Genomic DNA, 24541 nt, shown 5'->3' on the forward strand with positions numbered 1-24541 from the left:
CCAAAAAACGAAAGGCCCGCCTACGCGAGCCCTCCGCATCCCGAAGCGTCTACCCCAACCTCAAAGATCCACCCCGAAGCCGACGCCGCCCGAGCTCTCCGAACCGGAGAACGCGGCGCCGATGCTGATCGAAACGTTGTCGTTGATGCGGCGGCCGTAGCCGATGGCCAGACCGCTTTCGCCGTCCTGGAAGCCGGCGCCGACCGAGAGGCGGCCGCGGCCGGGCTTGGCGTAAGCGCTGTTGGCCGACATCTGCGACATCGCCGCCGACATCGCGCCGTTGCGGCGGATGCGCCGGTCGAGATCCTCGAAGCGGTCGTTCACTTCGGCGCGGAAGTTGCCGAAGTCCAGGTTCAAACCGTTGATGCGCTGATCGGTATAGGCGTTGGCCTGCTGCACCGAGGACGCGTTGCCGGCCTGCATCTGGCGCACGTTGACCGCGTCGGTCGCGGCGGTGCCGTTGGCGACGTTGGCCACGCGCGTGCCGTTGGCGCCTTCCAAGGTCATCGTGCTCTTGGACGCGTCGTCGTAATTGGCCGACAACGCCGAACCGCCGCCGCCGCCGCCCGCCGGGCCCTGCGGCCCTTGCGGACCCTGCGGCCCTTGCGGACCCTGCGGGCCTTGCGGGCCCTGCGGACCGGCCGGGATCGCGGCGACGCGGCCGTACAGATCGGTCAGTCGGCCGTCGACCGCGCCGAACGCGGACGCGACATCGTTGAACGCGCTGCCCTGGATCGTGTACGTCGGCGGCGTGAACACGCCGCCGGCGAAGCTGGCGCCGCCGCCGAACACGCCCATGACGCGATTGAGCTGGGACAGGTTGACCGCGTCGGTGTCCTGCGTCGCCGCGGCGACGTTGACGATCTGGCGCTCGGCGCCGGCGGCGCCGACCGAAATCGTGTTGGCGCGATCGGCGACGGAATTGTTGCCCAGCGCGACCGCGTCGTCGGCGGTGGCCTGGCTGTTGAAGCCGGCGGCGAGGCTGCGGGCGCCGCTGGCGATGTTGTTGTTGCCGATGGCGGTGGCGTCCGCGCCGCTGGCCTGGTTGCCGCCGCCCAACGCGTTGGCGCGATCGGCGGTGGCGCTGTTGCCGCGCCCCACGGCGTTCGCTCCCGCCCCATCGGCGATGTTGAAGTTGCCCAACGCGCTGGAATCGTCGATGTTGGCGAGGTTGCCGACACCCGCCGCGGTGGCATTGGCGCCGGTCGCCTGATTGCCGCGGCCCACGGCGGTGCTCGCGTCGCCCATGGCGATGTTCTGATTGCCCACGGCGGTCGAGCGCGAGCCTATCGCGGCGTTTTCATTGCCCAAGGCCTGACTGTCCGCGCCGTCGGCGATGTTGTTGTTGCCGCACGCGACGGCATTCGTGCCGGTCGCCGTGCTGCCGCCATCGTTCTCGTTGCCGGCGATGCCGTCGTTGAGGTCGCAGTTGTTGCCTGCGAGCGCCTGTCCGGGCGCGACCACGTTCAAACCGATGACGCTGGCGATGGCCAGCGCCAATAGAGTGCTGCGTTTCATTCCATTTTCCCCTAAGGCTGACAAGAACCGATACGGAACCGTCAAGGCATGCGTTCTGGCTGAACGGTAAGACCGCGCCCTCCCCGGCACCGGCCCGCTAACCATAAAGCGATTTTATGCACTTTTGTACCGCCAAGAAGGTGCGAATTACTTCACCGAAGCGGACGCTTTCGGAATAGCTTCGGTAACGCTGCTGCAACGCAGCAGGGAGACACTATCGGGTTGATCGAAAATCCAGCGCGCAGCGACGGCCCTACCGGCGATGACGAAAATCGCCCGACCGACGGGCGTTCGGTGCGATCCGACTCTATCTCTCGACCGCGGCCAAGCACCGCCGCAACGCGTGTTTTTCGCCAACCGCAAAGCGGACGCGAAATCCGCGCAAACGCTCGTCGAGCCGCCGCTACTTGAACGGCGAGCCCGCCACCGCGACCAACGGCACTTGAACCGGCGCGGCGCGCCACTAATTTTGCTAGGCGGCCGATCCGGCCGGTCAGCGGAGCGCAACGACGATGGGAGTGATCAGCCTGATCTGGGGCGTGGTGGCGCTGCTGTGGATGATCCTGGCGCTGATTCCCTTGCTGGGATGGGGCAACTGGTTCCTGATTCCGTTCGCCGCCGTCGGCGCGATCATCGCCGCCATCGGCGTTTTGTTCAGCGGTTCGGGCAAGAACGGCCGCGCCAAGGCCGGCTTGATCCTCAACGCGCTCGTCATCGTCGTCGGCATCGCGCGCCTGAGCCTCGGCGGCGGCCTGATCTGACCGTTCGCGCCGCGACTTGCGTCCGCTTCCTGTAGCAGCGGCGCAAGCCGCGACCGCGCAACCCGCCGCCGCGACGCAGCTACAACGCCGCGCGCGCCGCCAGCAAAGCCCGCGTGTGCGCATGCGCCGGCTCGCGCAGCACCCGCTCGGTCGTGCCGGTTTCGACGATGCGCCCCGCCTCGAGCACCGCGATCCGCTCGGCCACCGCGGCCGCCGCGGACAGATCGTGGGTCACGAACAGCAACGCCAGCCCGTGCTCGCGCTTGAGCCGCGCCAATAACTGCAACACCGCCGCGCGGTGATGCGCATCCAAGGCCGACACCGCTTCGTCGCACACCAACAGCTGCGGCTGCGTCGCCAACGCCCGGGCGATGGCGATGCGCTGGCGCTGTCCGCCGGAGAACTGGTGCGGATAACGTTCGAGCATCGGCTCGTCCAGACCCACCGAGCGCATCAGTTCGGCCGCGCGCGCGCGGCGCGCGGCCGCATCGCCGAGCCCGTGGATGCGCAAAGGTTCGGCGACGATATCGACCACGCGCAGGCGCGGATCGAGCGAAGCGTAGGGATCTTGAAACACCACGCCGGTGCGCGCGCGCAGCCGCCGCAGCGCCGCCGCATCCAGCGACGCCAGATCGACGCCGTCGAACGTCACCCGTCCCTGCGCACCGCGCAACAAACGCAGCAGCGCGCGGCCGAGCGTGCTCTTGCCGCTGCCGCTCTCGCCGACCAAGGCCAGTCCTTCGCCGCGGCGCAATTCGAGATCGACGCCGTCCAAGGCCGCGCGCGGGGCGCGCGGATAGCGCATGCGCAAGCCTTCGCCACGCAGCAACACCGGCGCATCGGCCTCGGCCGTCGCCGCCAGCGGCGCGATCTTGTCGGCGGCGATCAACTCGCGGGTGTACGCCTGCGCGGGCGCGGCGAACACCTGCGCGGCGGTGCCGCGTTCGACCACGGCGCCGCGCTGCAAGACCAACAATTGCTGCGCGTAAGCGCCGACCAGCGGCAGATCGTGACTGATCAGCAACAACGCGAGGCCGTCTTCGCGCCGCAAGCGATCCAGCAAATCCAGAATGTCGCGGGCGATGCGCGCATCCAGCGCCGAGGTCGGTTCGTCGGCGATCAGCGCGCGCGGTTGCGTGGCCAGCGCGAGCGCGATGGCGATGCGCTGGCGCTGGCCGCCGGAGAACTGATGCGGGTAACGCGCGAGCGCCGCGGCGGGCTCGGGCAGTTGCACGCGCTCCAGCAGCGATTGCGCCTGCCGCTGCGCCTGCGCGCCGCCCATGCCGCGCACCGCGCGCAAGGTTTCGGCCAACTGCGCGCCGACCCGCCGCAACGGATGTAACGACGCGAGCGGATCCTGCGGCACCCACGCCAAGGTACGACCACGCAAGCGCGCGTGCTGGGCCGAGTCCAACCCGACCTCGGCCCCGTCCACGCGCAACTGCCCGCGCGCGCGCAACGGCGCGGGCAACAAGCCCAGCAACGACAACGCCGTCAAACTCTTGCCGCTGCCGCTTTCGCCGACCACGCCCAGGCATTGGCCGGCGTGCAGTTGCAGATCTAGCGGACCGAGCAAGGCCCGCGGCGCGCGCCCGCGTTCGGCCGCTTCGACCGTCAAATCCCGCAGTTCGAGCAAGGCGCTCATGCCGCCGCGGCCTCGGCCGGCTCGCGCGCCTGGGCCTGGCCGCGCACGTCCAGCCAATCGCGCAGTCCGTCGCCGAGAAACTGGAACGCCGCCAAGGTGGCGACCAGGAAGCCGGCGGGGAACAACAAAGTCCACGGCGCGCTGTCGAGTTCCTGCACGCCCTCGGCGAGCAGGCCGCCCCAACTCGAGGACGGCTCGTCGATCGACAAGCCGAGAAAGCCGAGAAAGCTCTCGACCAAGATCGCCTGCGGCAGGATCAGGCCGAGATAGACGAACGCCAGCGGCAACAGATTCGGCAGCACATGCCAGCGCAAGCGCTGGCCGAAACTCGCGCCGGCCGCCTGCGCGGCGAGCACGAACGGCGCCTCGCGCAAACGCGCGGCCTCCGCGCGCATGACCCGGGCCAGATCGATCCACACGTAGCCGCCGATGGCCGCCAGCAGCAGCCACAGCGAGCGCTCGAACAAGGTCAGCAGCAAGATCACCACCAACAGGAACGGCAGCGCCGAGAACACGTCGAGCACGCGCAGCATCCAGCGCTCGACCCGGCCGCCGGCGAGCCCGGCGACCGCGCCGTAGCTAAGCCCGATCGCTAAAGCCACTACGCTGGAGAGCAAGCCGATCCCCAGCGACAAACGTCCGCCGGCCAAAGTGCGGGCGAACACGTCGCGGCCGATGGCGTCGGTGCCGAACCAATGTCCGGCCGTCCCGGGCGCCGCCGACAGCGCGTCCCAGTCCGGCAGCACCGGACCGTAGCGGCTGAGCAACGGCGCCAGCCAGCAAGCGGCGGCGAGAACGGCGAGCACCGTCAGGCAGGTGCGGGCGAGCGGGGGCAAGGGGGCGGAAAGGCGCATCGCGGTCATCGTAACGGCTCAAGCGGCCTTGCGACGCGCCCGTCGCCGCGAACCCCGCCCCGCGGATCGCCCCGCCGCCCGGCCCCTTCTTTCCCGCCCGCAGGCCCCAGACCGCTCGCCGGCCCGCCCACATTCCCCGCCGTCATACCCAGATAAGCCATCGCCTTTTCCCCTGCCCCCCTTCCCCGCGCCACATTTCCTACATGGTGACTGGGAAATGCTGACGATGAAGGCCAAGTACGCCCTGCGCGCGATGTGCGCACTGGCGCGCGCCGAGGGCGGGCGCGCCGCGCCGGCGCCGCGCCACGGCCGGCTGCAGGCGCGCGCGATCGCCGAGCACAGCGGCGCGCCGAGCAAATTCCTCGAATCGATCCTGGTCGATCTGCGCGAGGCCGGCTTCATCCTCAGCCGGCGCGGGCAGAAGGGCGGCCACACCCTGGCGCGGCCGGCCGATCAGATCATGGTCGGCGACGTGATCCGCGCCATCGACGGCCCGCTGGCGCCGGTGCGCTGCGCCAGCGTCAGCGCGTACCAGCCTTGCGCCGACTGCGCCGATCCCGACGCCTGCAGCCTGCGCGCGCTGATGCGCGAGGCGCGCGACGCGCTGTCGAACGTGCTCGACCGGCGCAGCGTGCGCGAGCTGGCGCTGATGCCGGACTTCGGCGCGGCGGCGATCGATCCGGTGCTGCTGGACGCGACGTTCCTGTCGGGCGAACTGGGAGACCTGTCGTGACCCGGGCGCGCAAGTCCGCGACCGGCGGCGCGCGCAAGCGGCCGGCGACGCAGGTCTCGACCGTGCGTTACGAAGCGCAACGCGCGCCGGAGCCCGAGATCAACATCGTCAACCTCAGCGACAGCGAGTTCGTGCTGCTGCAAGCGCTGCGCGGACTCGGCGCGGGGCGGATCGAGGTGGTGGTGCAAGGGGCGCGGATCGTCGAGATCACCCGCAGCGAGCGGGTGGAAGTGACGGTGGCGGCGGAGTCTTGGGGATGAGGATTCGCCGCTGTCGATGATCGCCGGGTAACGGGATCTTGCGAATCGCTGGGCGCTTGAGCGCGGCCGCGGTTTCGGTCGATGCGGCGGGTTGGTGTTGACGATGCGCGGGGGCGCGTCGGGGATTTCGTTTTCGGGAGGTCGTTGACGCGCTTGGGCGCGGGGCGATTTCTGTCGGCGCGGTTTGCGGGCGTTCGCGGTGCGCGGGTACGCGTGGGGCGTCGTTGTTGGGGAGTCGTCGGGTTGCCTGGGGGCGGCTGCGATTTCTAAGAGATTTTTCTTTGTTGTTTTTTCTGCGAGTTCCGTGGTCCGTGCCACCCGGGCCCTTCCACCGTCTTTTCGATGAAAGGAGCACACCGATGCCAACCCAGGTCCGCCGTCCACGCCGGCCGTCCGCGATCGTGACCACCGCGCCGCTGTGGGCCGCGCTCGCCTGCGCCATGGGCCTGCCCGCGCACGCGGCCGAACTCACGGTCGAGCAATTGGCGCAACGCCTCAAGGCGATCGAGCAACGCCTGGGCACCGCCGCGCCGGCGGGCAGCGAGGACGGCGGCAATCTCGCCGACCTCGACCAACGCCTGCGCATCATCGAACGCAAGCTGGAACTGCAGGCCGAGGAAAGCGCGGCCAAGGCCGCGAGCACGCCGGTGGTGGCGCTGAGCGCGAGCAAGGGCTTGTCGATCAAGTCGCCGCCGCCGGGCGATGTCGAAGTCAAGCTCAAGGCGCTGGTGCAGGCCGACGGCCGCTTCTTCATCGGCGACGAGACGGTGCCGCAGAACGACACCTTCCTGTGGCGGCGCATCCAGCCCAGCATCGAAGGCAGTTGGGGCAGCCTGATCGGCTTCCGCATCATGCCGGAGTTCGCCGGCGACAGCGCCACCATCAACGACGCCTACCTCGATCTCAAGTTCGATCCGCGCGCGACGCTGCGCATCGGTAAGTTCAAGAGCCCGGTCGGCTTGGAGCGCCTGCAATCCAGCGGCTCGACCGGCTTGATCGAACTCGGCCTCGCCTCCGAACTCACGCCCAACCGCGATCTGGGCCTGCAATTGCAGGGCGAATTCGCGGGCTCGACGGTGTCGTACGCACTCGGCGTGTTCAACGGCGCGGTCGACGGCCGCGATAGCCCGACCACCAATCCCGACAACGAATTCGAGTACGCCGGGCGCATCTTCCTGGAACCGTGGAAGAACGCCGGCGGCCCGCTGCAAGGCCTGGGTTTCGGCCTCGGCGCCAGCGCCGGCGACCGCGCCGGCAGCGGCAACAATTATTTGCCGCGCTACCGCACGCCCGGACAGGCGCAGTTCTTCAACTACCGCAGCACCGTGCTCGCCGACGGCGCGACCAAGCGCTGGTCGCCGCAGCTGTACTTCTACCGCAACCGCTTCGGCCTGCTCAGCGAGTACGTCAGCTCCAGCCAGGAAGTCCGCGTCGGCGCGGCGCGCGAGGAACTCGACCACCGCGCCTGGCAAGTCACCGCCGGCGTGGTGCTCACCGGCGAGGACGCGGGCTATCGCGGCGTCGCCCGGCCTAACCAACCTTTTACCGTCGGTAGTGCAGGCTGGGGCGCGTTCGAGCTGGTCGCGCGCTACGGCCGCCTGGAGATCGACGACGCCGCGTTCCCGCGCTTCGCCGATCCCAACGCCGTCGCCGCCGCCGCGCGCTCGTGGGGGCTGGGCTTGAACTGGTACCTCACCGCCAACCTGAAGCTGGTCGCCAACTACACCCAAACCCAATTCGACGGCGGCGCCGCGGGCGGCCGCGACCGCGAGGACGAAAAGACCTTCTTCACCCGCGCCCAGCTCGCTTTCTGATTCCGCTCGCTCTTCCACACGTCCGCACTTACGCCACTTCGCACAGGATCGCCTTATGAAAACCGCACTCCGATGGGTTCTGCTCAGCGTGGCGCTCGCCGCCGGCACCGCCGCGGCCAAGGACGCCGAGCTGCTCAACGTGTCCTACGACCCGACGCGCGAGTTCTACGCCGAGGTCAACCAAGTCTTCGCCGCGCAATGGAAGCAACAGACCGGCGAGACCCTCAACATCCGCACCTCGCACGGCGGCTCGGGCAAGCAGGCGCGCGCCGTGGTCGACGGGCTGGAGGCCGACGTGGTGACGCTGGCGCTGGCCGGCGACATCGACACCGTGGCCAACGCCAAGCAACTGCCGGCCGATTGGCAGAAGCGCTTGCCGCATCAGAGCTCGCCCTACACCTCGACCATCGTGTTCCTGGTGCGCAAGGGCAATCCGAAGGGCATCAAGGACTGGGACGACCTGATCAAGCCCGGCGTCGGTGTGATCACGCCCAATCCCAAGACCTCCGGCGGCGCGCGCTGGAACTATCTGGCGGCGTGGGCCTGGGCCTCGACCAAGTACCGCGAAGGCGACAAGGTCACCGACTACCTGACCCAGTTGTTCAAGAACGTGCCCGTGCTCGACACCGGCGCGCGCGGCTCCACCACCACCTTCGTCGACCGCAAGATCGGCGATGTGCTGATCGCCTGGGAGAACGAAGCGCTGCTGACCCTGGAGCAGTCCAACACCCGCGGTCAGTTCGAGATCGTCGTGCCGAGCCTGAGCATCAAGGCCGAGCCGCCGGTGGCGTGGGTGGATAAAAACGTCGACAAGCACGGCACGCGCAAGCAGGCCGAGGCGTACTTGCGCTTCCTCTACACCCCCGAGGGGCAGCGTCTGGCGGCCAAGCACGGCTACCGCCCGGCCGAGCCGGACAAGGTGCCGGCGGCGGATCTGGCCAAGTTCCCGGCGGTCAAGCAGGTCACCATCGACGGCGCGTTCGGCGGCTGGAAGAAGGCGCAGGCCGCGCATTTCTCCGACGGCGGGTTCTTCGACAAGATCTATCAGCCCAAGTAATCGGGACGGGCCGCGAAGCGGGCCGAAGGTTTTGCGACCGCGACCGCGCCGGCGTGCGAGAGCCGGCGCGGTCGCGTTCTCGCCTCGCGTCGTTGCGGCGCTTGCATCCCGTGGTGCGGCACTCTCACCTCGTCTCGCGCCACTCCCACCTCGTCATTCCAGCGAAAGCCGGAATCCATTTTGACTTTGCCTTTCGAGCCCTCTCCGGCAGAGCAAGAGCAACAGCAAAATGGATTCCGGCTTTCGCCGGAATGACGGAGTAGGAAGGGCGAACAGGGAGGCGACCAGGCATGAAGCACCGGGGTTGCCGGCGCCCTGTCGAAACCGGCGCTCCGCCCCTCCGGCTCACCCCATTCACCGTACGGAACTTCTCCGCCACCCCCGACACCAATCCCATATCGCCATCGCGCACCTCGATACAACCAACGCGCATTTCCACCGGATCGAACAACCGCGATAGCGTCGCACTCCTGCGTCCCTTCCAACTCCTGCCGCCCACCGCCACATGAGCGAGCACGCCCTCCCCTCGCCGGCCTCCGGTCGCTGGCGCCGTCCCTTGCCCGGTTTCGGGCTCGGGCTAGGCATCGGCCTGACCTGGCTCGGCCTCATCGTCCTGCTGCCGCTGGCGGCCTTGGTGCTGCGTTCCGGCGGCCTGGGCTGGGCCGGCTGGGCGCGGGCCGTGTCCGATTCGCGCGTGCTCGCCTCGCTCAAGGTCAGCTTCGGCGGCGCCTTCATCGCCGCGGTCGCGGCGCTGCTGTTCGGCGCGCTGATCGCCTGGGTGCTGGTGCGTTACCGCTTCCCCGGCCGGCGCCTGATGGACGCGCTGGTGGACCTGCCTTTCGCCCTGCCCACCGCGGTCGCCGGCATCACCCTGGCGGCGATCTACGACGAGAACGGCTGGGTCGGGCAATTGCTCAAGCCGTTCGGCGTCCAACTGGTCAACAACTTCACCGGCATCGTCATCGCGCTGATCTTCGTCGGCCTGCCGTTCGCGGTGCGCACCGTGCAACCGGTGCTCGAAGCGCTCGGCCGCGAACAGGAAGAAGCCGCGGTCTCGCTCGGCGCCTCGCGCCTGACCACGCTGCGCCGGGTGATCCTGCCCGAACTGCTGCCGGCGCTGCTGACCGGCTTCGCGCTGGCGTTCGCGCGCGCGCTCGGCGAATTCGGCTCGGTGATCTTCATCTCCGGCAACCTGCCGTGGAAGACCGAGATCGCGCCGATGCTCATCACCATCCGCCTGGAAGAAGACGGCGGCGTGCCGGCCGCGATCGTGCTGGCGACCTTGCTGCTGCTGATGTCGTTCGCCTGCCTGCTGGCGATCAACGCCGCCGCGACCCTGCTCGCTCACGGAAACCGCCGCGATGGCTGAGCGCGATCACCTGCAAGAACCCGCGTGGGTGCGCTGGAGCCTGATCGGCCTGGCCGCGGCGATCATGCTGCTGGTCGTGGTGCTGCCGCTGTTCGCCCTGCTCGGCACCGCGTTCGGCAGCGGGCTGGCGGTGTGGTGGAACGCGGTCAGCGAGGAGCACACCGTCGCCGCGCTCAAGCTGACTTTGCTGACCGCGGCGATCGTGGTGCCGGTCAACGCGGTCTGCGGCGTGTTCGCGGCCTGGGCGCTGACCCGCTTCGAATTCCGCGGCAAGCGCGCGCTGCTGTCGCTGATCGACTTGCCGTTCGCGGTCTCGCCGGTGGTCGCCGGCCTGTGTCTGGTGCTGCTGTTCAGCCCGACCCACGGCTTCTTCAAGGATTTCCTCAACGCCCACGACCTCAAGATCCTGTTCGCCACGCCCGGCATCGTGCTGGCGACCTTGTTCGTGACCTTCCCGTTCGTGGTGCGCGAACTGATCCCGCTGATGGAGCAGCAAGGCAGCGACGAAGAACTGGCCGCGCGCTCGCTCGGCGCCAACGCCTGGACCATGTTCTTCAAGGTGACCCTGCCCAACATCAAATGGGGCCTGCTGTACGGCGTGCTGTTGTGCAGCGCGCGCGCGATGGGCGAGTTCGGCGCGGTCACCGTGGTCTCGGGCAATGTGATGGGCGCGACCAACACGCTCTCGCTGCACGTGGAAGTGCTGTACAAGCAACTCGGCGGCGAAGCCGCGGCGGCGTTCGCGGCGGCCTCGCTGCTCGCGGGGCTGGCGCTGGTGACCTTGGTGGTGAAACTGTGGCTGGAAACGCGGCACGGCGATGCGCTGGCGCAATCGCACCGGCGGCATTGATCGAGCGAAGACGATATGGACCTGCACCTCAAAGCCATCGCCAAGCGGTACGCGAACGTGGCCGCGCTCGACGCGGTCGATCTGGACGTCGCCTCGGGTGAGCTGGTCGCCCTGCTCGGCCCCTCCGGCTCGGGCAAGACCACGCTGCTGCGCGTGATCGCCGGCCTGCTGCCGCCGGACTCGGGGCAGTTGCTGTTCGGCCAGACCGACGCGACGCGCTTGAGTCTGCGCGAGCGCAACGTCGGCTTCGTGTTCCAGCACTACGCGCTGTTCAAGCACATGACCGTGGCCGAGAACATCGCCTTCGGCCTGCGTAGCCGGCCGCGCTCGCGGCGGCCCGACAAAGCGACGATCGCCAAGCGCGTGCAGGAACTGCTCGGGCTGATCCAACTGCCCGAACTGGGCTCGCGCTACCCCGAACAGCTTTCCGGCGGCCAGAAGCAGCGCGTCGCCTTGGCGCGCGCGCTGGCGATCGACCCGACCGTGCTGCTGCTCGACGAGCCCTTCGGCGCGCTCGACGCCAAAGTCCGGGTCGAACTGCGGCGCTGGCTGCGCCGCCTGCACGACCAGACCGGGCAGACCACGCTGTTCGTCACCCACGACCAGGAAGAAGCGCTGGAACTGGCCGACCGCGTAGTCGTGCTCAAGGACGGCCGGATCGAACAGATCGGCACGCCCGACGAAATCTACAGCGCGCCGGCCTCGGCCTACGTGTTCGACTTCATCGGTCGCGCCAACGTCATCGACGGCCAGACCGAGGGCGGCGAGCTGTCCATCGACGGCCACGGCCTGCGCCTGCCGGTGGACGTTCACAGCCGCAGCCGCGCGCGGCTGTACGTGCGGCCGCACGACGTCGGTTTGGTCGGCGCGGGCGAAGGTCTGCCGGCGCGGGTCGTCTCCGCGCACCGGCTGGCCGAGCGGATCACCCTGGAACTGAACGTCGAAGGCCAGACCCGGCCGCTGGAACTGGATCTGGTGGCGACGCCGGATGCGGTGACGCCGGCGCCGGGCAGTCTCGTGCACGTGCGGCCGTTGCGTTATCGCGTCTATTCCGACTGACGACGCGCACCCGAAGTCCCTGTAGGAGCGGCGTAAGCCGCGACCGCGGGGCTCCGAACTCGCGCCGGCCGCCGCAATGCGCGGTCGCGGCTCGCGCCGCTCCTACAGGGGCCCAGACGACATTCGCCGCGCTTTGGCGGAACGCACCGTCCGCCCCAGCCGCGACCCACGGTCGCAGGCCCCCGCCCCGCGCGGGAGTAGACTATGCCGCCATGAGCTACCCCTACACCCGCCCGCGGCGGATGCGCCGCGACGACTTCTCGCGCAGACTGATGCGCGAGACCGTTCTCACCGCCGACGACCTGATCTACCCGGTCTTCGTCCACGAACTCGACGGCCGCGCGCCGGTCGGTTCGATGCCCGGCATCGAGCGCCTGTCCATCGACGAACTGCTGCGCGTGGCCGAACAAGCCAGCGAACTGCGCGTGCCGGCGTTGGCGCTGTTCCCGGTCACCGCGCCCGACGCCAAATCGCTCACCGCCGAAGCCGCGTGGCAGGAAGACGGCTTGTGCCAGCGCGCGGTGCGCGCGCTCAAGCAGCGCTTCCCGGAGTTGGGCGTGATCACCGACGTCGCCCTCGACCCGTACACCACCCACGGCCAGGACGGTTTGATCGACGACACCGGTTACGTCATGAACGACGAAACCGTCGAAGCGCTGGTCAAGCAAGCGCTCTCGCACGCCGCCGCCGGCGCCGATGTCGTGGCGCCGAGCGACATGATGGACGGCCGCATCGGCCAGATCCGTGCCGAGCTCGAAGCCGAAGGCCACATCCACACCCGCATCCTCGCCTACAGCGCCAAGTACGCGTCCAGCTTCTACGGCCCGTTCCGCGACGCGGTCGGCTCGGCCGGCGCGCTCGGCAAGGGCAACAAGTACACCTACCAGATGGACCCGGCCAACAGCGACGAAGCGATGCGCGAGATAGCGCTCGACCTCGACGAGGGCGCCGACATGATCATGGTCAAGCCGGGCATGCCCTACCTCGACATCGTGCGTCGGGCCAAGGACGAATTCGGCGCGCCGACCTTCGTTTACCAAGTCAGCGGCGAGTACGCGATGCTGCGCGCGGCGATCCAGAACGGCTGGCTGGACGAACGCGGCTGCGTGATGGAGTCGCTGACCTCGATCAAGCGCGCCGGCGCCGATGGGGTGTTGACCTACTTCGCATTGGATGCGGCCCGGTGGATGCGCGAGGCGCGCTGACACCCGCCGATTCTTCGCCGGCGTTCGCCGCGCGCGTCCACATTCTGCTGGCGCGCGCGGCGCCTACCGCCGTCGTCATCCGGCGCGGACCGAGCAAGCAAGTCTGCGTGCTCGGCTGGAACCGCGAAAACGACCGCATCGACGTCGGCCAATGGCTGCGAGGCCGTATCTACCCGCTGCGCTGCGATCTCTCGCCCGACGGACGGCACCTGATCTATTTCGCCATGAACGGCCGCTGGCGCTCGCCGTCGAAAGGCTCGTGGTCGGCGATCTCGCGCGCGCCCTACCTCAAGGCGCTGGCGTTCTGGCCCAAGGGCGATTGCTGGAACGGCGGCGGCTTGTTCGTGTCGGACCGCGACTATTGGCTCAACGATCTCTACCACCTGCATAAGCTGGCGCGCGACGAAACCCGCTTGCGCCGCGTCGACGCGCCGCCGATGGAGCATTACGGCGGCGAATGCCCCGGGGTCTATTACCCGCGTCTGCAACGCGACGGCTGGGCGCTCAAGCACGTCAGCGGCAGCGACGGCATCCAACGCAGCGTATTCGAGAAACCCCTGCCGTTCGCTCACTGGGTCTTGCGCAAGACCGCTTGCGCCGGCTTCGACCGACGCCAGGGACGCGGCGCGTACTACGACGAGCATGCGCTGTGGAACCGGCGCGACGAGCGCTTGATCGAACGGCCCGGTTGGGAGTGGGCGGAACTTGATCGTAACCGCCTGGTGTGGGTCGAGACCGGACGGCTGATGACCGCATCGCTCGACAAGACCGGCCTCGGCGAGCCGCGCGAGATCTACGATTTCAACCCGCTGACCTGGCAATCGCTGGAGGCGCCGTACTGATCGCGCAGCGGCAAGGCTTTCAGGTCGGCCCGTGGAGCACGCACACAAGCGACTCTTCGTCGCCTCGCAAGCATGAGAAGTACTCCGCGGCGTCTTCGACGGTGGCGAACCAACCGGCGAAAATGAAGTACGGCTCGTCGCATCCGTCGTCGAGCGCCTGCAGCACACAGACGTCGATAAAGCTGTCGAACAACGACGACGAACACTCACCCACGAACGCCACGAAATCCACGTCGTCGCGCAGCCATTGCGGGACCCAGGTCCACAGTTCATCGTGATGGGCGCGATCGCTGAGCACCATCATCCTGCGCCGGTAAGGCGCGAGATCCTCGTCGCCGGCATCGCCCGCACCCGCCATCACCGCGCCTTCGCAGCGGACGCCGCGCCGCCCACGCACCCATCCTTCCCCGTCGCCGCCGGCGCCGCCATCCGATAAATATCCTGCCGCCCCGCCTTCGGCGCCTTCGCCGTGCCGTTGATCAACAACTCCGTCGGTTTGTTCCAATCCAGCGACGGCCCGAAGGTGAAATTCTCCTCGGTGTTGAACGACAGCTTCAGCGCAGCCGCATCGCCATAGCGCTGCCCGTCGCATTGCGCGAGGTACAAGCGGAACGGTTTGTCGCCGTCCGCGCTCTGCGAACGCGTGAATACGATCGCGCGGCCGTCGCCGAGCCACGCGGCGTCGAATTCGTCGGCGGCGGTGTTCACGCCCGGCACCGGACGCGGGTCGACGAAGGCCTTGCCGTCCCAGTGCGCGATCCACAGGTCCTGGCCGCCGGCGCCGCCGCGGCCGTCGCTGGCGAACAGCAGATGGCGACCGTCGCGGCTCAGCGTCGGCGCCCATTCGCGGCCGGCGGTGTTGACGCCGGGGCCGAGGTTTTCGGCCGGGCCGTAACCGCCGTCCGGCAACACCGCGGCGCGGTAGAGGTCTTCCTTGCCGCGGCCGCCGGGGCGGTCGGAGAAGAACAACAGCCAGCGGCCGTCGGCGCTGAAGTGCGGATCGAAATCGGTGGCGGCGGTGTTGAGCGGCAACGGCTCGGGGTTCTGCCAACGGCCGTCGATCAACGTCGCCTGCCACAGGTCGCGGCCGCCGGCGCCGCCGGGGCGGTCGCTGCCCCAGACGATGCGCCGTCCGTCGGGACGCACGCTCGCGCGCACTTCGCTGTGCGCGGTCGAGACCACGCCCATGCCTTCTATGCCGAATTCGTTCAGTCCCGCGCCGGCCGGGCTGGCTACGGCGCAGGCGAGGAGTACACTCGGTCGCAACCAGACCCTGGCGTGCCGCATGCGCGTCTTGCTCCCATCGGAAGGGTCACCAGTCTAACGAGGCGCGCCCATGTCGATCGACTCCAGTTCGTCCAGCCCGGTCCTGCGCTTTGCGGTGTTCGGCCACCCGGTCGCGCATTCGCTGTCGCCGCGCATCCACGCGGCGTTCGCGCGCCAGTTCGGGATCGCGCTGGAGTACGTGGCGATCGACGCCGCGCCCGAGCGCTTCGACGTGGCCCTGGCCGAATTCGCCGCCGAGGGCGGCCTCGGCGCCAACATCACCCTGCCGCTGAAGACCCGCGCGGCCAGCATCTGCACCCATCTGAGCGAGCGCGCCCGCCGCGCCGGCGCGGTCAACACGCTGATCCGCAGCGCCACCGGCTGGGAAGGCGACAACACCGACGGCGTCGGCCTGATCCGCGATCTCGCCGAACGCCACGGCCTGGATCTGCGCGAGCGCCGCACCTTGCTGATCGGCGCCGGCGGCGCCGCGCGCGGGGTCGCGCCGGCGCTGCTCGACGCCGGCATCGGCGATTTGTTCATCGTCAACCGCACCGGCGAGCGCGCCGACGCGCTGGCCGACACGCTCGGCCAGCCGGGCCGCGTGCATCCGCGCTATCTCGCCGACGTCGGCAACCTCGGCAACTTCGACCTGATCGTCAACGCCACCTCGGCCGCGCGCGAACACGAATTCCCGAGCCTGCCGATGAGCCTGGCGACGCCGCGCACCGCGGCGGTGGACCTGAGCTACGGTCCGGCGGCGATTCCGTTCCTGGCCTGGGCCAAGGTCGCCGGCGCGCACGACCGCCACGACGGCCTGGGCATGCTGGTCGAACAAGCCGCGGAAAGTTTCGAGCGCTGGCACCGCCGCCGCCCGGACACCGACCCGGTCTACGATCTGCTGCGCCAGGGCGCGGGCAGCTTGGTCACCGCGGACTGATCCGCTCGCCCACTCTCGATTCCCTCGCGCACACGTGCGCATCCGCGCGCGGCGACGCGCGCGTTCCGGCGAGGAGCCGCGCATGACCTTCCAAGACTGGCTGCCCGCGTTGGGCGCTCAAGCGGCGATGATGACGCCGACCCTGCTCGCCTGCGCCGTCGGCGTGGTGCTGTGCGTCTCGTGGAAGCGCCGCATCGGCGTCGGCGCGGTCTACGGCGCGGCCGCGTTCTCGTTGGAGATCGTCGGCGCGCTGCTGGGACTGGCCGGGCAAGCCTGGATGTACAAGATGCTGGATTCCGGCATGCCCGCGAGTTCGGCCGGCATGATCAATTCCATGGTCGGCGTCGTCCATGTGCTGCTGTCGCTGGTCTCCACCGGCCTGTTGATCGCCGCCGTGCTGGCCAAACGGCCGGCGCCGCCGCAGGCCTGAGGCGCGCGGCGATGCGCTGCCGCGACCGCTGCGGCGCGTGCTGCATCGCGCCCTCGATCGCCTCGCCGATCCCGGGCATGCCGCACGGCAAGCCGGCCGGCATTCCCTGCGTGCAACTCGACGACGACTTGCGCTGCCGCTTGTTCGGCCGGCCCGAGCGGCCGCGCTTTTGCGCCTCCCTGCAGCCGCAAGCCGAGATGTGCGGCGACGCGCGCGAGGACGCGCTGGCGACGCTGACGGCGCTGGAGCGCGCTACCGCGCCGTGAACGCTCGGTCCGCGTAAGCCGGATATCCCGTGTAGCCGCGTTCGTCGCCGCTGCGAGCTCGTCGCGCGGGTTCGACGTGGCGGGCCGGAACTGATCGATCAGAAACCGTCGCGGCGAACCAGCGCCGTTGAATCTGATTTTCCAGGACCGGCGCTCGTTCAGCCCGCTCGCGCGACCTCTGCACGAGCGCTTCGAGCGGCCCGAATAGTCGGCCCGCGAAAACCGCGGACGAAAAAAAGCCCTCTCCTTTTGCCGGAGTCCGGGAGAGGGCAAGTAAAGCTCAGGGGAAGGCAGAGCGTTCGGTTACGACGGCGAGGCGCGTTCGCGCAGAGTCAGATGCAGGCCGGCCGCGCTGAGCAGGCCGACCGCGCAGAACACCGTCCACGGCAGCCACGGCCGGCCGCTCGCGGCGGCGATATCGATCAACCAACCGCCGGCGATGTTGCCGAAGCCGCCGCCGACGGCGAGGCTGAGCGAACTCACGCCGAGGAAGGTGCCCAAGGCGCGCGCATCGGCGAGCCCGGCGATCAGCGTTTGTTGGGTCGGTCTCGTCAGCACCGCACCCACGGCGTAGCCGGCCACGCACGCCAGCAAGCCCGGATACGAGCCGACGAAGGCGATCGCGCCGGTCGCCAGCGCCATCAAGGCCACGCCCAGCACCAGCACCTTCGCCGCGCTGAGGCGTCGCTCCAGCCAACGCACCAAGCCGTACTGCAGCGCCACGGTGATGCCGGCGCTGAGCGCGAACATCGCGCCGACGCCGTCGCTACCGCCGGCGAGCTTTTGCGCCAGCAGCGGGAAGCTGATGTTGATCTGCACCGCGAGAAACCAATACAGCATCAGCAGCCCGACCAGGCTCAGGAACACGCGGTTGCCCCGCACCAAGCCCAATCCGTGGCGCAGCGGCGGCGGCTGCGGCGGCATCTCGAACTTCGGCAGCAGCTTCAACGCGATGACGAAGTTCAGCGCGAAGCACGCCGCCGCGGCCAGACAGACGATGCGGAAATCGAAGCGCAGCAAGGCCACGCCGAGCAGCGGCCCGAGCGTCGTCGCCACGCCGCTGACCCAGTTGCTGATCGCGTAGTAGCGCGGCCGCGTGTCGGCGTCGGTGAGCGCGGCGATGCTGGCTTGATACGGCGCCTCGAACATCGCCCCGCCCAGCGCCGACAGCGCCATCGCCGCCAACAGCAGCGGCAGGTCGGTGGCGAAGGCGAGGCTGGCGAAACCCGCTGCGCGCAACAGCACGCCCAGGCAGATCATGCGTCGCGCGCCGAAACGGTCCGAGAGCATCCCGCCGATCAGCGCCAAGCCTTGCTGCAGCAACTGCCGCACCGCCAGTGCGAGGCCGACCGCGGCGGCCGCCATGCCCAGCCCATCGACGTAATGCACGGCCACCAACGGCATCAACATGGCGAAGCCGGCGACCATGAAGAAGGTGTAGACCAGCAAGCCGCCGAGCGCTCGCTTGCGCGCGGCTTCGTCGAGCGCGGGAAGGTCGGCGGGCGCGGCGGCGGCGTTCATCGTCCGGCTCAGGCCGCTTCGCGCGCGCCGAGGCGTTCGGCGCGATAGAGGTGGATCGGCGTCGGATCGGCGCTGAACTGTGAGAACGGGAACGGCTCGGACGATACCGCGGCCACGCCGTCGCCGAGGAAGCGCGGCGCGATCGCGCTGCCGGTCTGCGCGTACACGACCAAGCCGATGCCGCGTTCGCGCGCGACCGCGACGATGCGGTCGAACGAGCCGTTGCTCAAGGTCATGCCGGTGGCGATCACCAGGTCGGCCTGCGCCAACACCGGCTCCATGTCGCGCATCACTTCGGTACCGTCGGCCGTGCGGCGCATATTGAAGTCGCAAGGCAAGCACGTGCCGCCGCGCGCGCGGATCGCCTCGACCAGCGGATTGACCACGCCGATCAAGCCCACGCGCATGCCCGGCCGGATATCGAGCAGGCCGGCGATGGCCGCGTCGCGCGCCTTGGCCCGCTCCAGCGGCGTGCCGTGCGGCAGCAGCAGCGTGCGCGCCTGCGGCTGCTCGCGATGCGGATAGGCCAAAGCGAGATACGCATCGAGCGCGGCCACCCGCACCGGCGTGCGTTCGTCGCGCAGCAACTCGACGAGGCTGCGGCCGGACAAGTCCTCGGCGATCGCCGAATCGAGCTGATCGCGCTCCAGGCAGCAGCCGCCGAACGCGGACTCGGCGCGCAGCACCAGATAGTAGTTTCGGTACTTGGTATCGGTGCCGGGGAACTGGGTGCTCTGGCGGACCCAGAACGCGCCCACCGCGTGCAGCGCGGCGGGATCGGGGCCGTGCTCGCCGCGCAACACGGCTTCGGTGAGGTCGGCGACGGTGCGGGGAATGGGCGGAGTCATGCGGGCCTCGTGGTGGTGGCGGATCTCGTTGAGCGACGAATCAAGCGGCGGGCGCAACGGCTTCGTCGGCGTAGCGCAGGCGCAAGCCGGCGACGGCGCGTTCGGCGTGGGCGCGCGCGTCCAGGCCGTGCGGATCGGTCGCGACGACGTGGCCGAGATAGCAGGCGTTGTCGATCGGCGCGGACACCTCGGTGCCGGCGACCGCGGCCAGACTCCAACGCGCCACGCGCGCATCGGCGTCGAGCGCGGCGGCGCCGTCGAGCGCGAGCACATGGCCGGCGCGCGGCGGCACCAGGAACTTGATCGCGGCGCTGGCGACGCCGGTATCGCGTCGCTGCAAGTCGGGTTCGCGGCCCAGCGCCAGTTCGATCTGCGCATCGAGCAAATCGATGCCGGTCACGCGCTGAATCAGTTCGGCGATGTAGTTGCCGCCCGGACGCGGGTTGATCTCGACGATGCGCGGCCCCTGCGAAGTCAACTTGACCTCGGTGTGGCTCAGACCGTGATCGTGGCCGACCGCGGCCAGCGCGCCGCGCACCAGCGCTTCGACCGCTTGCGCCGTCTGCGGATCCAGCCGCGCCGGGAACATGTGGCCGTCCTCAATGAAATACGGAAAGCCGGCGACGCTCTTGTCGGTGATGCCGATCACCGTGGTGCGGCCGCGATAAGTGCAGGCCTCGACGCTGATCTCCTCGCCGTCCATGAACTCTTCCAGCAACAGCAGCGGCACCCGCGCCTGGTCGCGGAAGTTGCGCGGGAACGCGGCCAGGGCGTCGAACGATTCGCGCAGCTGCGCCTCGTCGCGCACCAGCTTGACGAAGGCGCTGGAGGCCAGATCGGTGGGCTTGACGATCAGCGGGTAGCCGATGCGTTCGGCCTCGCGCCGCACAGGCTCCCACTCGCCGGCGACGGCGAACTTCGGGTTGGGCAGGAACGCGCGCTCGATCGCCTCGCGCACCAGATCCTTGCGCCGCTCCATCACCACGTTGTCGGAGAACGCCTGCGGCAGGTTCAGCGCCTGCGCCACTTCGGCGACGGTGCCGATGTAGTAATCGCAGATCGTCACCACGCCGTCGAACGCCAGCACCTCGTGCTGGGCGCGCAGGAATTCGACCAGCGCGGGGACGTCGTTGGTGTCGAAGCTCAGCACGTTGTCGGCGTGCTCGATCACCGGGTGGATCTCGCGCGAACGCGGGTCCTGGTAATGGCCGCGGTTGCGGGTGACGAAGGTGTAGCGGTGGCCGAGCCGGGCGATGGCCGGCGGAAAGATCCGGCCGGTGCCGCCGACCCAGCTTTCGATCATCAACAGATGCGCCATGGCGCGATGCTCCGGGGTAAGGGGATTCAGTGCGCGGCCGCGGCGTGCGCCGCGACGTCGGGAAGAGAAACGGCGGCAGGCTCGAACGCGGCGCGGTTCCAGCGCATCGCCGACCACGGCAGTTCGAGCTGGTCCAGACGCTCGACCGGCTTGGGCCGCAGCCCATCGAGCGCGAGCGCTTGCTCGTGCTGGGCGAACACGCCGTCGACGTAGCGATGACCGGTGTCGGCGGCCAGGAACACCACGTTGCGCTCGGGATGCAGCAACGCCTCGCGCCGCGCGACCAGATAGCAGCAGCCGCTGGACAGGCCGGCGAACAGCGCGTGCTCGCGCAGCAGCGCGACCGCGCCGGACAGGCCGTAGTCGAACGACACCCAATGCACCTGGTCGTACAGCGCGTGGCGCACGTTGCGGAACGGGATCGAGCTGCCGATGCCGGCGATGATGATGCCGGGGTCTTCGATGTGCTCGCAGCCGAAGGTCATGCTGCCGAAGGGCTGCACGCCGATCAGCTCGGTCTCGCCCGCCTGTTCGCGCAGCGCGCAGGCGAGGCCGCCGGTGGAACAACCCGAGCCGACGCCGCCGACCAAACTCAGCGGTGCGCCGCTCACGCCGTCGGCGATCAGCTCGGCCACCGGCTCGTAGCCGCAGTAGTGGATCTCGTCGTGGTACTGCTGCATCCAATGCAGGTGCGGGTCCGCCGCCATCAGCTCGCGGATGCGCGCCACGCGCAAGCTCTGATCGAGTTTCAGCGTCGCCTGCGGCTCGACCTGCTCGACCGTGGCGCCGAGGATGCGCAGTTGCGTCATCAGCGTCTTGTCCACGGTCTTGGAACCGACGATGCGGCACTTGAGCCCGAACTTGTGGCAGGCCAGCGCCAACGCATAGGCGTAGATGCCGCTGGAACTGTCCATCAGCGTCGCGCCGGTTTGGATGCGGCCGCTGGCGAGAAGACGCTCGACCGCGACCAGGGTTGAGTAGACCTTCATCGTCTCGAACCGCGCCACGTACAGGTTCGGCCCCAGCCTTACCAGATCCGGCGCCTTGATCGCATCGGCGATGTGGGCGTGCACGGTCGCGCTCATGGGCCGGTCTCGATCAGGCGGCATTGCCGGCCGAGCCCGGCGAAGAACGCCGACAGTTCGCCCAGCCGCGCCGGCTCCGGCCGCTGCGCGAACAGATAGCCGATCAAGCTGCCGGTGTGCGCGACCACCACACCGTCGGCGCCGAGTTCGCGGCGATGGCGCAGCAGGATGTCCAGATGCGTTTTCGGCGTCACCCACTGCGCCAGTTGCGCGCTGCGTGTGGCGACTTCGCAGATCGCCCGCGCGTCGCCTTGTTCGAACGCCTCCAGCGCCAGCTCCAGATGGATCTGGTACGAGGAATGATGGCGGCGGTAATGCCGCAGCAAGGGCTCGGCCAGCTTTTCGGTTTCCACCGTGCCGCCTTCGTCGATGTAGCAGGCGTACAGCCGCGGCGCCGAACCGAACTCGCGCAGCACCTGTTGCCGCCCGCTCAGATACAGCGCGTAACGGTCGAGGAACACGCTGTCGGAGCGCTCGATGCCGCGCAGCAATCCGGTCAGTTCGTCCAGCCGCGTGCTCAACCCGAACACGCGATCCAGGCAGCGCACGGTCGCGACCAAATCGGCGGTGGAGCTCGCCATTCCCTTGCCGGTCGGCAGCTCGCTGTCGTGGCTGAAGCGCCCGGGCGGCAACGTCTTGCCGTGCAGTTGCAGATAGGCCTCGATCGCGCGCCGGCATTTGTCCTTGCCGGCGAGATCGCGCGCGAGCTCGCCGTCCTCGCCCGGCAGGAAGTGCATCCAGCTGTAGCGACGCACCGGCAGCGAGATCAGGCCGATGTGCAGCTCGCCGCCGAGCTCGCACGGGCCTTGCCACAGTTCGCCCAAGGTGCCGTGACACACGCCGCTGTACGCCGCGCGCAGCGCGGCTTGCGGCGCCAACGCGGCCGCGGCCGCCGGATCGCGGTTCGGAACGTCCTTCGATTCGTACCGTTGCAGCATGCGCATCTCCCCGAGCGCGAAGATCAACCGTCGAAATCCACCGTCAGTTGCGCCACGTAGCGGCGTCCGTCGATGAGGCCGAAACTGTTGTTGCCGTAGATGTTCCAGGTGAAGGTGTCGCCCACGTTCGCCACCAGCAGGCGCAAGCTGGCCGGCGCGTCGCCGAGGCGGAACCGATAGCGCGCGCCCAGATCGACCAGCGCATAGGCCGGCACGATGTTGCGTCCGTCGCGCGAGGCCACGCGCTCGCCGTAGCGGCTCATCGACGCGTCGAACGACCAGCCCGGCAGCGATGGCGGCCGGTACTCGACATCGGCGCGCAACAACTGCTCGGTCTGGCCGATCGGCCGGTCGCCGACGCGACCCAGGCGCACCGCCTCGCCGCTGACGCGCGGGCGCATCAGCACCGCGCCGGCCACCAGCGTCCAGCGGTCGGCGGGCTTGCCGCTCAAACTCAGCTCGACGCCGCGATGGCGAACTTCGGCCAGCGGCCCGAACATGTTGTTCTCGTCGGTGGCGAAATACGGCTTGCGCACGTCGAACGCGCCGGCCACCAGTTTCAAATCGTCGCCGAACTTCCAGCGCAGCCCCGCCTCGGTCTGGCGCGTGCGGATCGCCGGCAGCGCCTGATTGCGGTTGGCCGCGTCGTCCGGGGCGATGCCGCTTTCCTCCAGCCCGCGCGTATGGCCGGCGTACAACGCCCACCGCGGGCTCAGTTGCAACGACACGCTGGCGCTGGGCAGCCACGGATCGTCGCGGCTCAGCGCCGGCGCCGCGCCGGGTTGCAGAATGCGCTTGCGGTACTGGCTGCGCTGGATGCCGAAGTTCCATTCGCCGACATCGCGCCAACGGCCCTCGTAAGCCAAACCTGCGGTCCATTGCTCGACCCGGTCGTGAGTGCGTTCGCCGAACGCGAACGAGCCCGGCCGCGGCTGCGGGCGCGGCTCGCCCAATGGCCGCCAGCCGTAATCGATGGCCGGCGCCGAACCGCCGTACTCGCTGTCCACGCCGCGCCCGCGCACCGCCGCGTGCAGCACGTGCAGGCGCGGGCCTTCGCGGAAGCTGCGGCTCAAGCGCAACTCGCCGCTGGTGGAGGCGTAGCGCTGGCGCGGATCGGCGACCACGCGCTCGCGCGTCAGCCCCTCGCGCGTGGTCTCGGCGAACAGCTCGGCGAAGCCCTGCGGCTGATTGTTGATCGAGCGCACCACCCCGCCGGCGAAGGCCCAGCCCGCGCCGATCCGCGCCTTGGCCAGCACGCCGAAATTGCGGCTGTCGTATTCGTTGTCGCTCCAGCTTTGGCCGAAATGACGGCGACGCTCGATCCGCGGCGGCCGGTACGGCCCGGCGGTGAGGATGGTCGGCGCGACCTCTTCGTCGCGGCCGCGCGAAATGCTCCAGAACGGCAGGATCTCGACGTTCTCGCTCGGCCGCCAGCGCGGCACGAACGCCGCGCGCACGTAGCGCGCGTCGGCGCCGTCGTAATATTCCTCGCGCGCCAGCGCCAGATTCGCGGCGATGCCGAAGCGGCCTTCCACCACCGGCAAGCGCGCGTCGAACTCCAGCGCCGGCGCGCCATACGCGTTGAGCGCCGCCAACACGCTGAGCACTCGCTCGTCCCCGGCTTTCTTCAGCCGGTAATCGACGATGCCGGTCGGCGCGGGGAACGGATAATTCAGCGCGGACGGACCGACGCGGATGGTCGAACCTTCGACCAAGGCCGGCGGTACCGTGCCCTGGCGATCGAAGTAGATTCCGTCCATGCGCACGTTGCCGGCGTCCACCGGCGAGAAGCCGCGCACCTGCTTGGCGCTGTACAAACCGATGGTTTCGTTGCCTAAGGTCGCGCCGAACGCGTCCTCGGCCGCGGTCACGGCGTTGTCGCCGGCGCGCTGCGCTTGCGCGGCGGCGGCGCACAGCAATAGTGCGGCGCCCAGGCTCCAGTTCGATGCGTTCGCGCGCACG

Annotated in this window: 24 protein-coding genes; 13 read left to right on the forward strand and 11 right to left on the reverse strand. The window is 69.3% G+C overall.

Features of this window, described 5'->3' with window-relative positions:
- Positions 1-60: 60 nt before the first annotated feature.
- Positions 61-1518 (reverse strand): YadA-like family protein, encoded by a 1458-nt coding sequence (locus J5226_RS02535; protein ID WP_215838295.1) that lies wholly within the window; start codon positions 1516-1518, stop codon positions 61-63.
- Between the two features lie 512 nt (positions 1519-2030).
- On the opposite strand from J5226_RS02535, the gene J5226_RS02540 reads away from it, so the two are divergent.
- Positions 2031-2279, forward strand: coding sequence for a hypothetical protein (locus J5226_RS02540; RefSeq protein ID WP_215838296.1), 249 nt, complete (start codon positions 2031-2033; stop codon positions 2277-2279).
- Between the two features lie 79 nt (positions 2280-2358).
- Here the strand turns inward: J5226_RS02540 and J5226_RS02545 are convergent, their stop codons facing one another.
- Both J5226_RS02545 and J5226_RS02550 read right to left on the reverse strand, forming a co-directional pair.
- Positions 2359-3924 (reverse strand): ABC transporter ATP-binding protein, encoded by a 1566-nt coding sequence (locus J5226_RS02545; protein ID WP_215838297.1) that lies wholly within the window; start codon positions 3922-3924, stop codon positions 2359-2361.
- A complete protein-coding gene (locus J5226_RS02550) occupies positions 3921-4778 on the reverse strand; it encodes an ABC transporter permease (RefSeq protein WP_215838298.1) in 858 nt (285 codons plus the stop codon). Before J5226_RS02550 ends, J5226_RS02545 begins: the two co-directional genes overlap by 4 nt.
- Positions 4779-4995: 217 nt before the next feature.
- On the opposite strand from J5226_RS02550, the gene J5226_RS02555 reads away from it, so the two are divergent.
- The 9 genes from J5226_RS02555 (at position 4996) to J5226_RS02595 (ending at position 13967) form a co-directional block, all read left to right on the forward strand.
- Entirely contained in the window at positions 4996-5511 is a 516-nt protein-coding gene (locus J5226_RS02555; protein WP_215838299.1) for an Rrf2 family transcriptional regulator, read from the forward strand.
- A complete protein-coding gene (locus tag J5226_RS02560) occupies positions 5508-5771 on the forward strand; it encodes a hypothetical protein (protein WP_215838300.1) in 264 nt (87 codons plus the stop codon). The genes J5226_RS02555 and J5226_RS02560 overlap by 4 nt, the downstream gene beginning before the upstream one ends.
- Before the next feature lie 359 nt (positions 5772-6130).
- Complete coding sequence (locus J5226_RS02565) at positions 6131-7585, forward strand: porin (protein WP_215838301.1); 1455 nt, start codon at positions 6131-6133, stop codon at positions 7583-7585.
- Positions 7586-7640: 55 nt separating this feature from the next.
- Positions 7641-8642, forward strand: coding sequence for a sulfate ABC transporter substrate-binding protein (locus J5226_RS02570; protein WP_215838302.1), 1002 nt, complete (start codon positions 7641-7643; stop codon positions 8640-8642).
- A 505-nt stretch (positions 8643-9147) separates the two neighbouring features.
- On the forward strand, positions 9148-10011 hold the full coding sequence (gene cysT / locus J5226_RS02575; RefSeq protein WP_215838303.1) for a sulfate ABC transporter permease subunit CysT: 864 nt from the start codon (positions 9148-9150) through the stop codon (positions 10009-10011).
- Positions 10004-10861, forward strand: a complete 858-nt coding sequence (gene cysW, locus J5226_RS02580) for a sulfate ABC transporter permease subunit CysW (RefSeq protein ID WP_215838304.1) — start codon at positions 10004-10006, stop codon at positions 10859-10861. The genes cysT and cysW overlap by 8 nt, the downstream gene beginning before the upstream one ends.
- Positions 10862-10876: 15 nt before the next feature.
- A complete protein-coding gene (locus tag J5226_RS02585; RefSeq protein WP_215838305.1) occupies positions 10877-11920 on the forward strand; it encodes a sulfate/molybdate ABC transporter ATP-binding protein in 1044 nt (347 codons plus the stop codon).
- A gap of 212 nt (positions 11921-12132) precedes the next feature.
- Complete coding sequence (hemB, locus tag J5226_RS02590) at positions 12133-13125, forward strand: porphobilinogen synthase (protein WP_215838306.1); 993 nt, start codon at positions 12133-12135, stop codon at positions 13123-13125.
- Between the two features lie 107 nt (positions 13126-13232).
- Positions 13233-13967 (forward strand): hypothetical protein, encoded by a 735-nt coding sequence (locus tag J5226_RS02595; protein ID WP_215838307.1) that lies wholly within the window; start codon positions 13233-13235, stop codon positions 13965-13967.
- Between the two features lie 19 nt (positions 13968-13986).
- Here the strand turns inward: J5226_RS02595 and J5226_RS02600 are convergent, their stop codons facing one another.
- Positions 13987-14325, reverse strand: a complete 339-nt coding sequence (locus tag J5226_RS02600; protein WP_215838308.1) for a hypothetical protein — start codon at positions 14323-14325, stop codon at positions 13987-13989.
- The gene (locus J5226_RS02605) at positions 14325-15254 is read right to left on the reverse strand and encodes a TolB-like protein (RefSeq protein ID WP_215838309.1); all 930 of its coding nucleotides are present in this window, start codon (positions 15252-15254) and stop codon (positions 14325-14327) included. Before J5226_RS02605 ends, J5226_RS02600 begins: the two co-directional genes overlap by 1 nt.
- A gap of 49 nt (positions 15255-15303) precedes the next feature.
- Between J5226_RS02605 and aroE the strand changes: the two genes are divergently transcribed.
- The 3 genes from aroE (at position 15304) to J5226_RS02620 (ending at position 16869) form a co-directional block, all read left to right on the forward strand.
- Complete coding sequence (gene aroE, locus J5226_RS02610; RefSeq protein WP_215838310.1) at positions 15304-16173, forward strand: shikimate dehydrogenase; 870 nt, start codon at positions 15304-15306, stop codon at positions 16171-16173.
- A gap of 82 nt (positions 16174-16255) precedes the next feature.
- Complete coding sequence (locus tag J5226_RS02615) at positions 16256-16603, forward strand: hypothetical protein (RefSeq protein ID WP_215838311.1); 348 nt, start codon at positions 16256-16258, stop codon at positions 16601-16603.
- A gap of 11 nt (positions 16604-16614) precedes the next feature.
- Entirely contained in the window at positions 16615-16869 is a 255-nt protein-coding gene (locus J5226_RS02620; RefSeq protein ID WP_215838312.1) for a YkgJ family cysteine cluster protein, read from the forward strand.
- 303 nt (positions 16870-17172) lie between these two features.
- On the opposite strand, the gene J5226_RS02625 is transcribed toward J5226_RS02620, so the two are convergent.
- The 6 genes from J5226_RS02625 to J5226_RS02650 are packed head-to-tail and all read right to left on the reverse strand — an operon-like array spanning position 17173 to position 24540.
- The gene (locus J5226_RS02625; protein ID WP_215838313.1) at positions 17173-18390 is read right to left on the reverse strand and encodes an MFS transporter; all 1218 of its coding nucleotides are present in this window, start codon (positions 18388-18390) and stop codon (positions 17173-17175) included.
- A gap of 8 nt (positions 18391-18398) precedes the next feature.
- Positions 18399-19238, reverse strand: a complete 840-nt coding sequence (locus J5226_RS02630; RefSeq protein ID WP_215838314.1) for a DUF364 domain-containing protein — start codon at positions 19236-19238, stop codon at positions 18399-18401.
- Between the two features lie 40 nt (positions 19239-19278).
- Positions 19279-20556 (reverse strand): ATP-grasp domain-containing protein, encoded by a 1278-nt coding sequence (locus J5226_RS02635; RefSeq protein WP_215838315.1) that lies wholly within the window; start codon positions 20554-20556, stop codon positions 19279-19281.
- Positions 20557-20582: 26 nt separating this feature from the next.
- On the reverse strand, positions 20583-21641 hold the full coding sequence (locus J5226_RS02640; RefSeq protein WP_215838316.1) for a pyridoxal-phosphate dependent enzyme: 1059 nt from the start codon (positions 21639-21641) through the stop codon (positions 20583-20585).
- Positions 21638-22579 (reverse strand): hypothetical protein, encoded by a 942-nt coding sequence (locus tag J5226_RS02645; protein WP_215838317.1) that lies wholly within the window; start codon positions 22577-22579, stop codon positions 21638-21640. Before J5226_RS02645 ends, J5226_RS02640 begins: the two co-directional genes overlap by 4 nt.
- A gap of 23 nt (positions 22580-22602) precedes the next feature.
- Complete coding sequence (locus tag J5226_RS02650; RefSeq protein ID WP_215838318.1) at positions 22603-24540, reverse strand: TonB-dependent receptor; 1938 nt, start codon at positions 24538-24540, stop codon at positions 22603-22605.
- Between the last annotated feature and the right edge of the window lies 1 nt (position 24541).

The organism is Lysobacter sp. K5869 (assembly GCF_018847975.1).
Classification (GTDB): Bacteria; Pseudomonadota; Gammaproteobacteria; order Xanthomonadales; family Xanthomonadaceae; genus Lysobacter.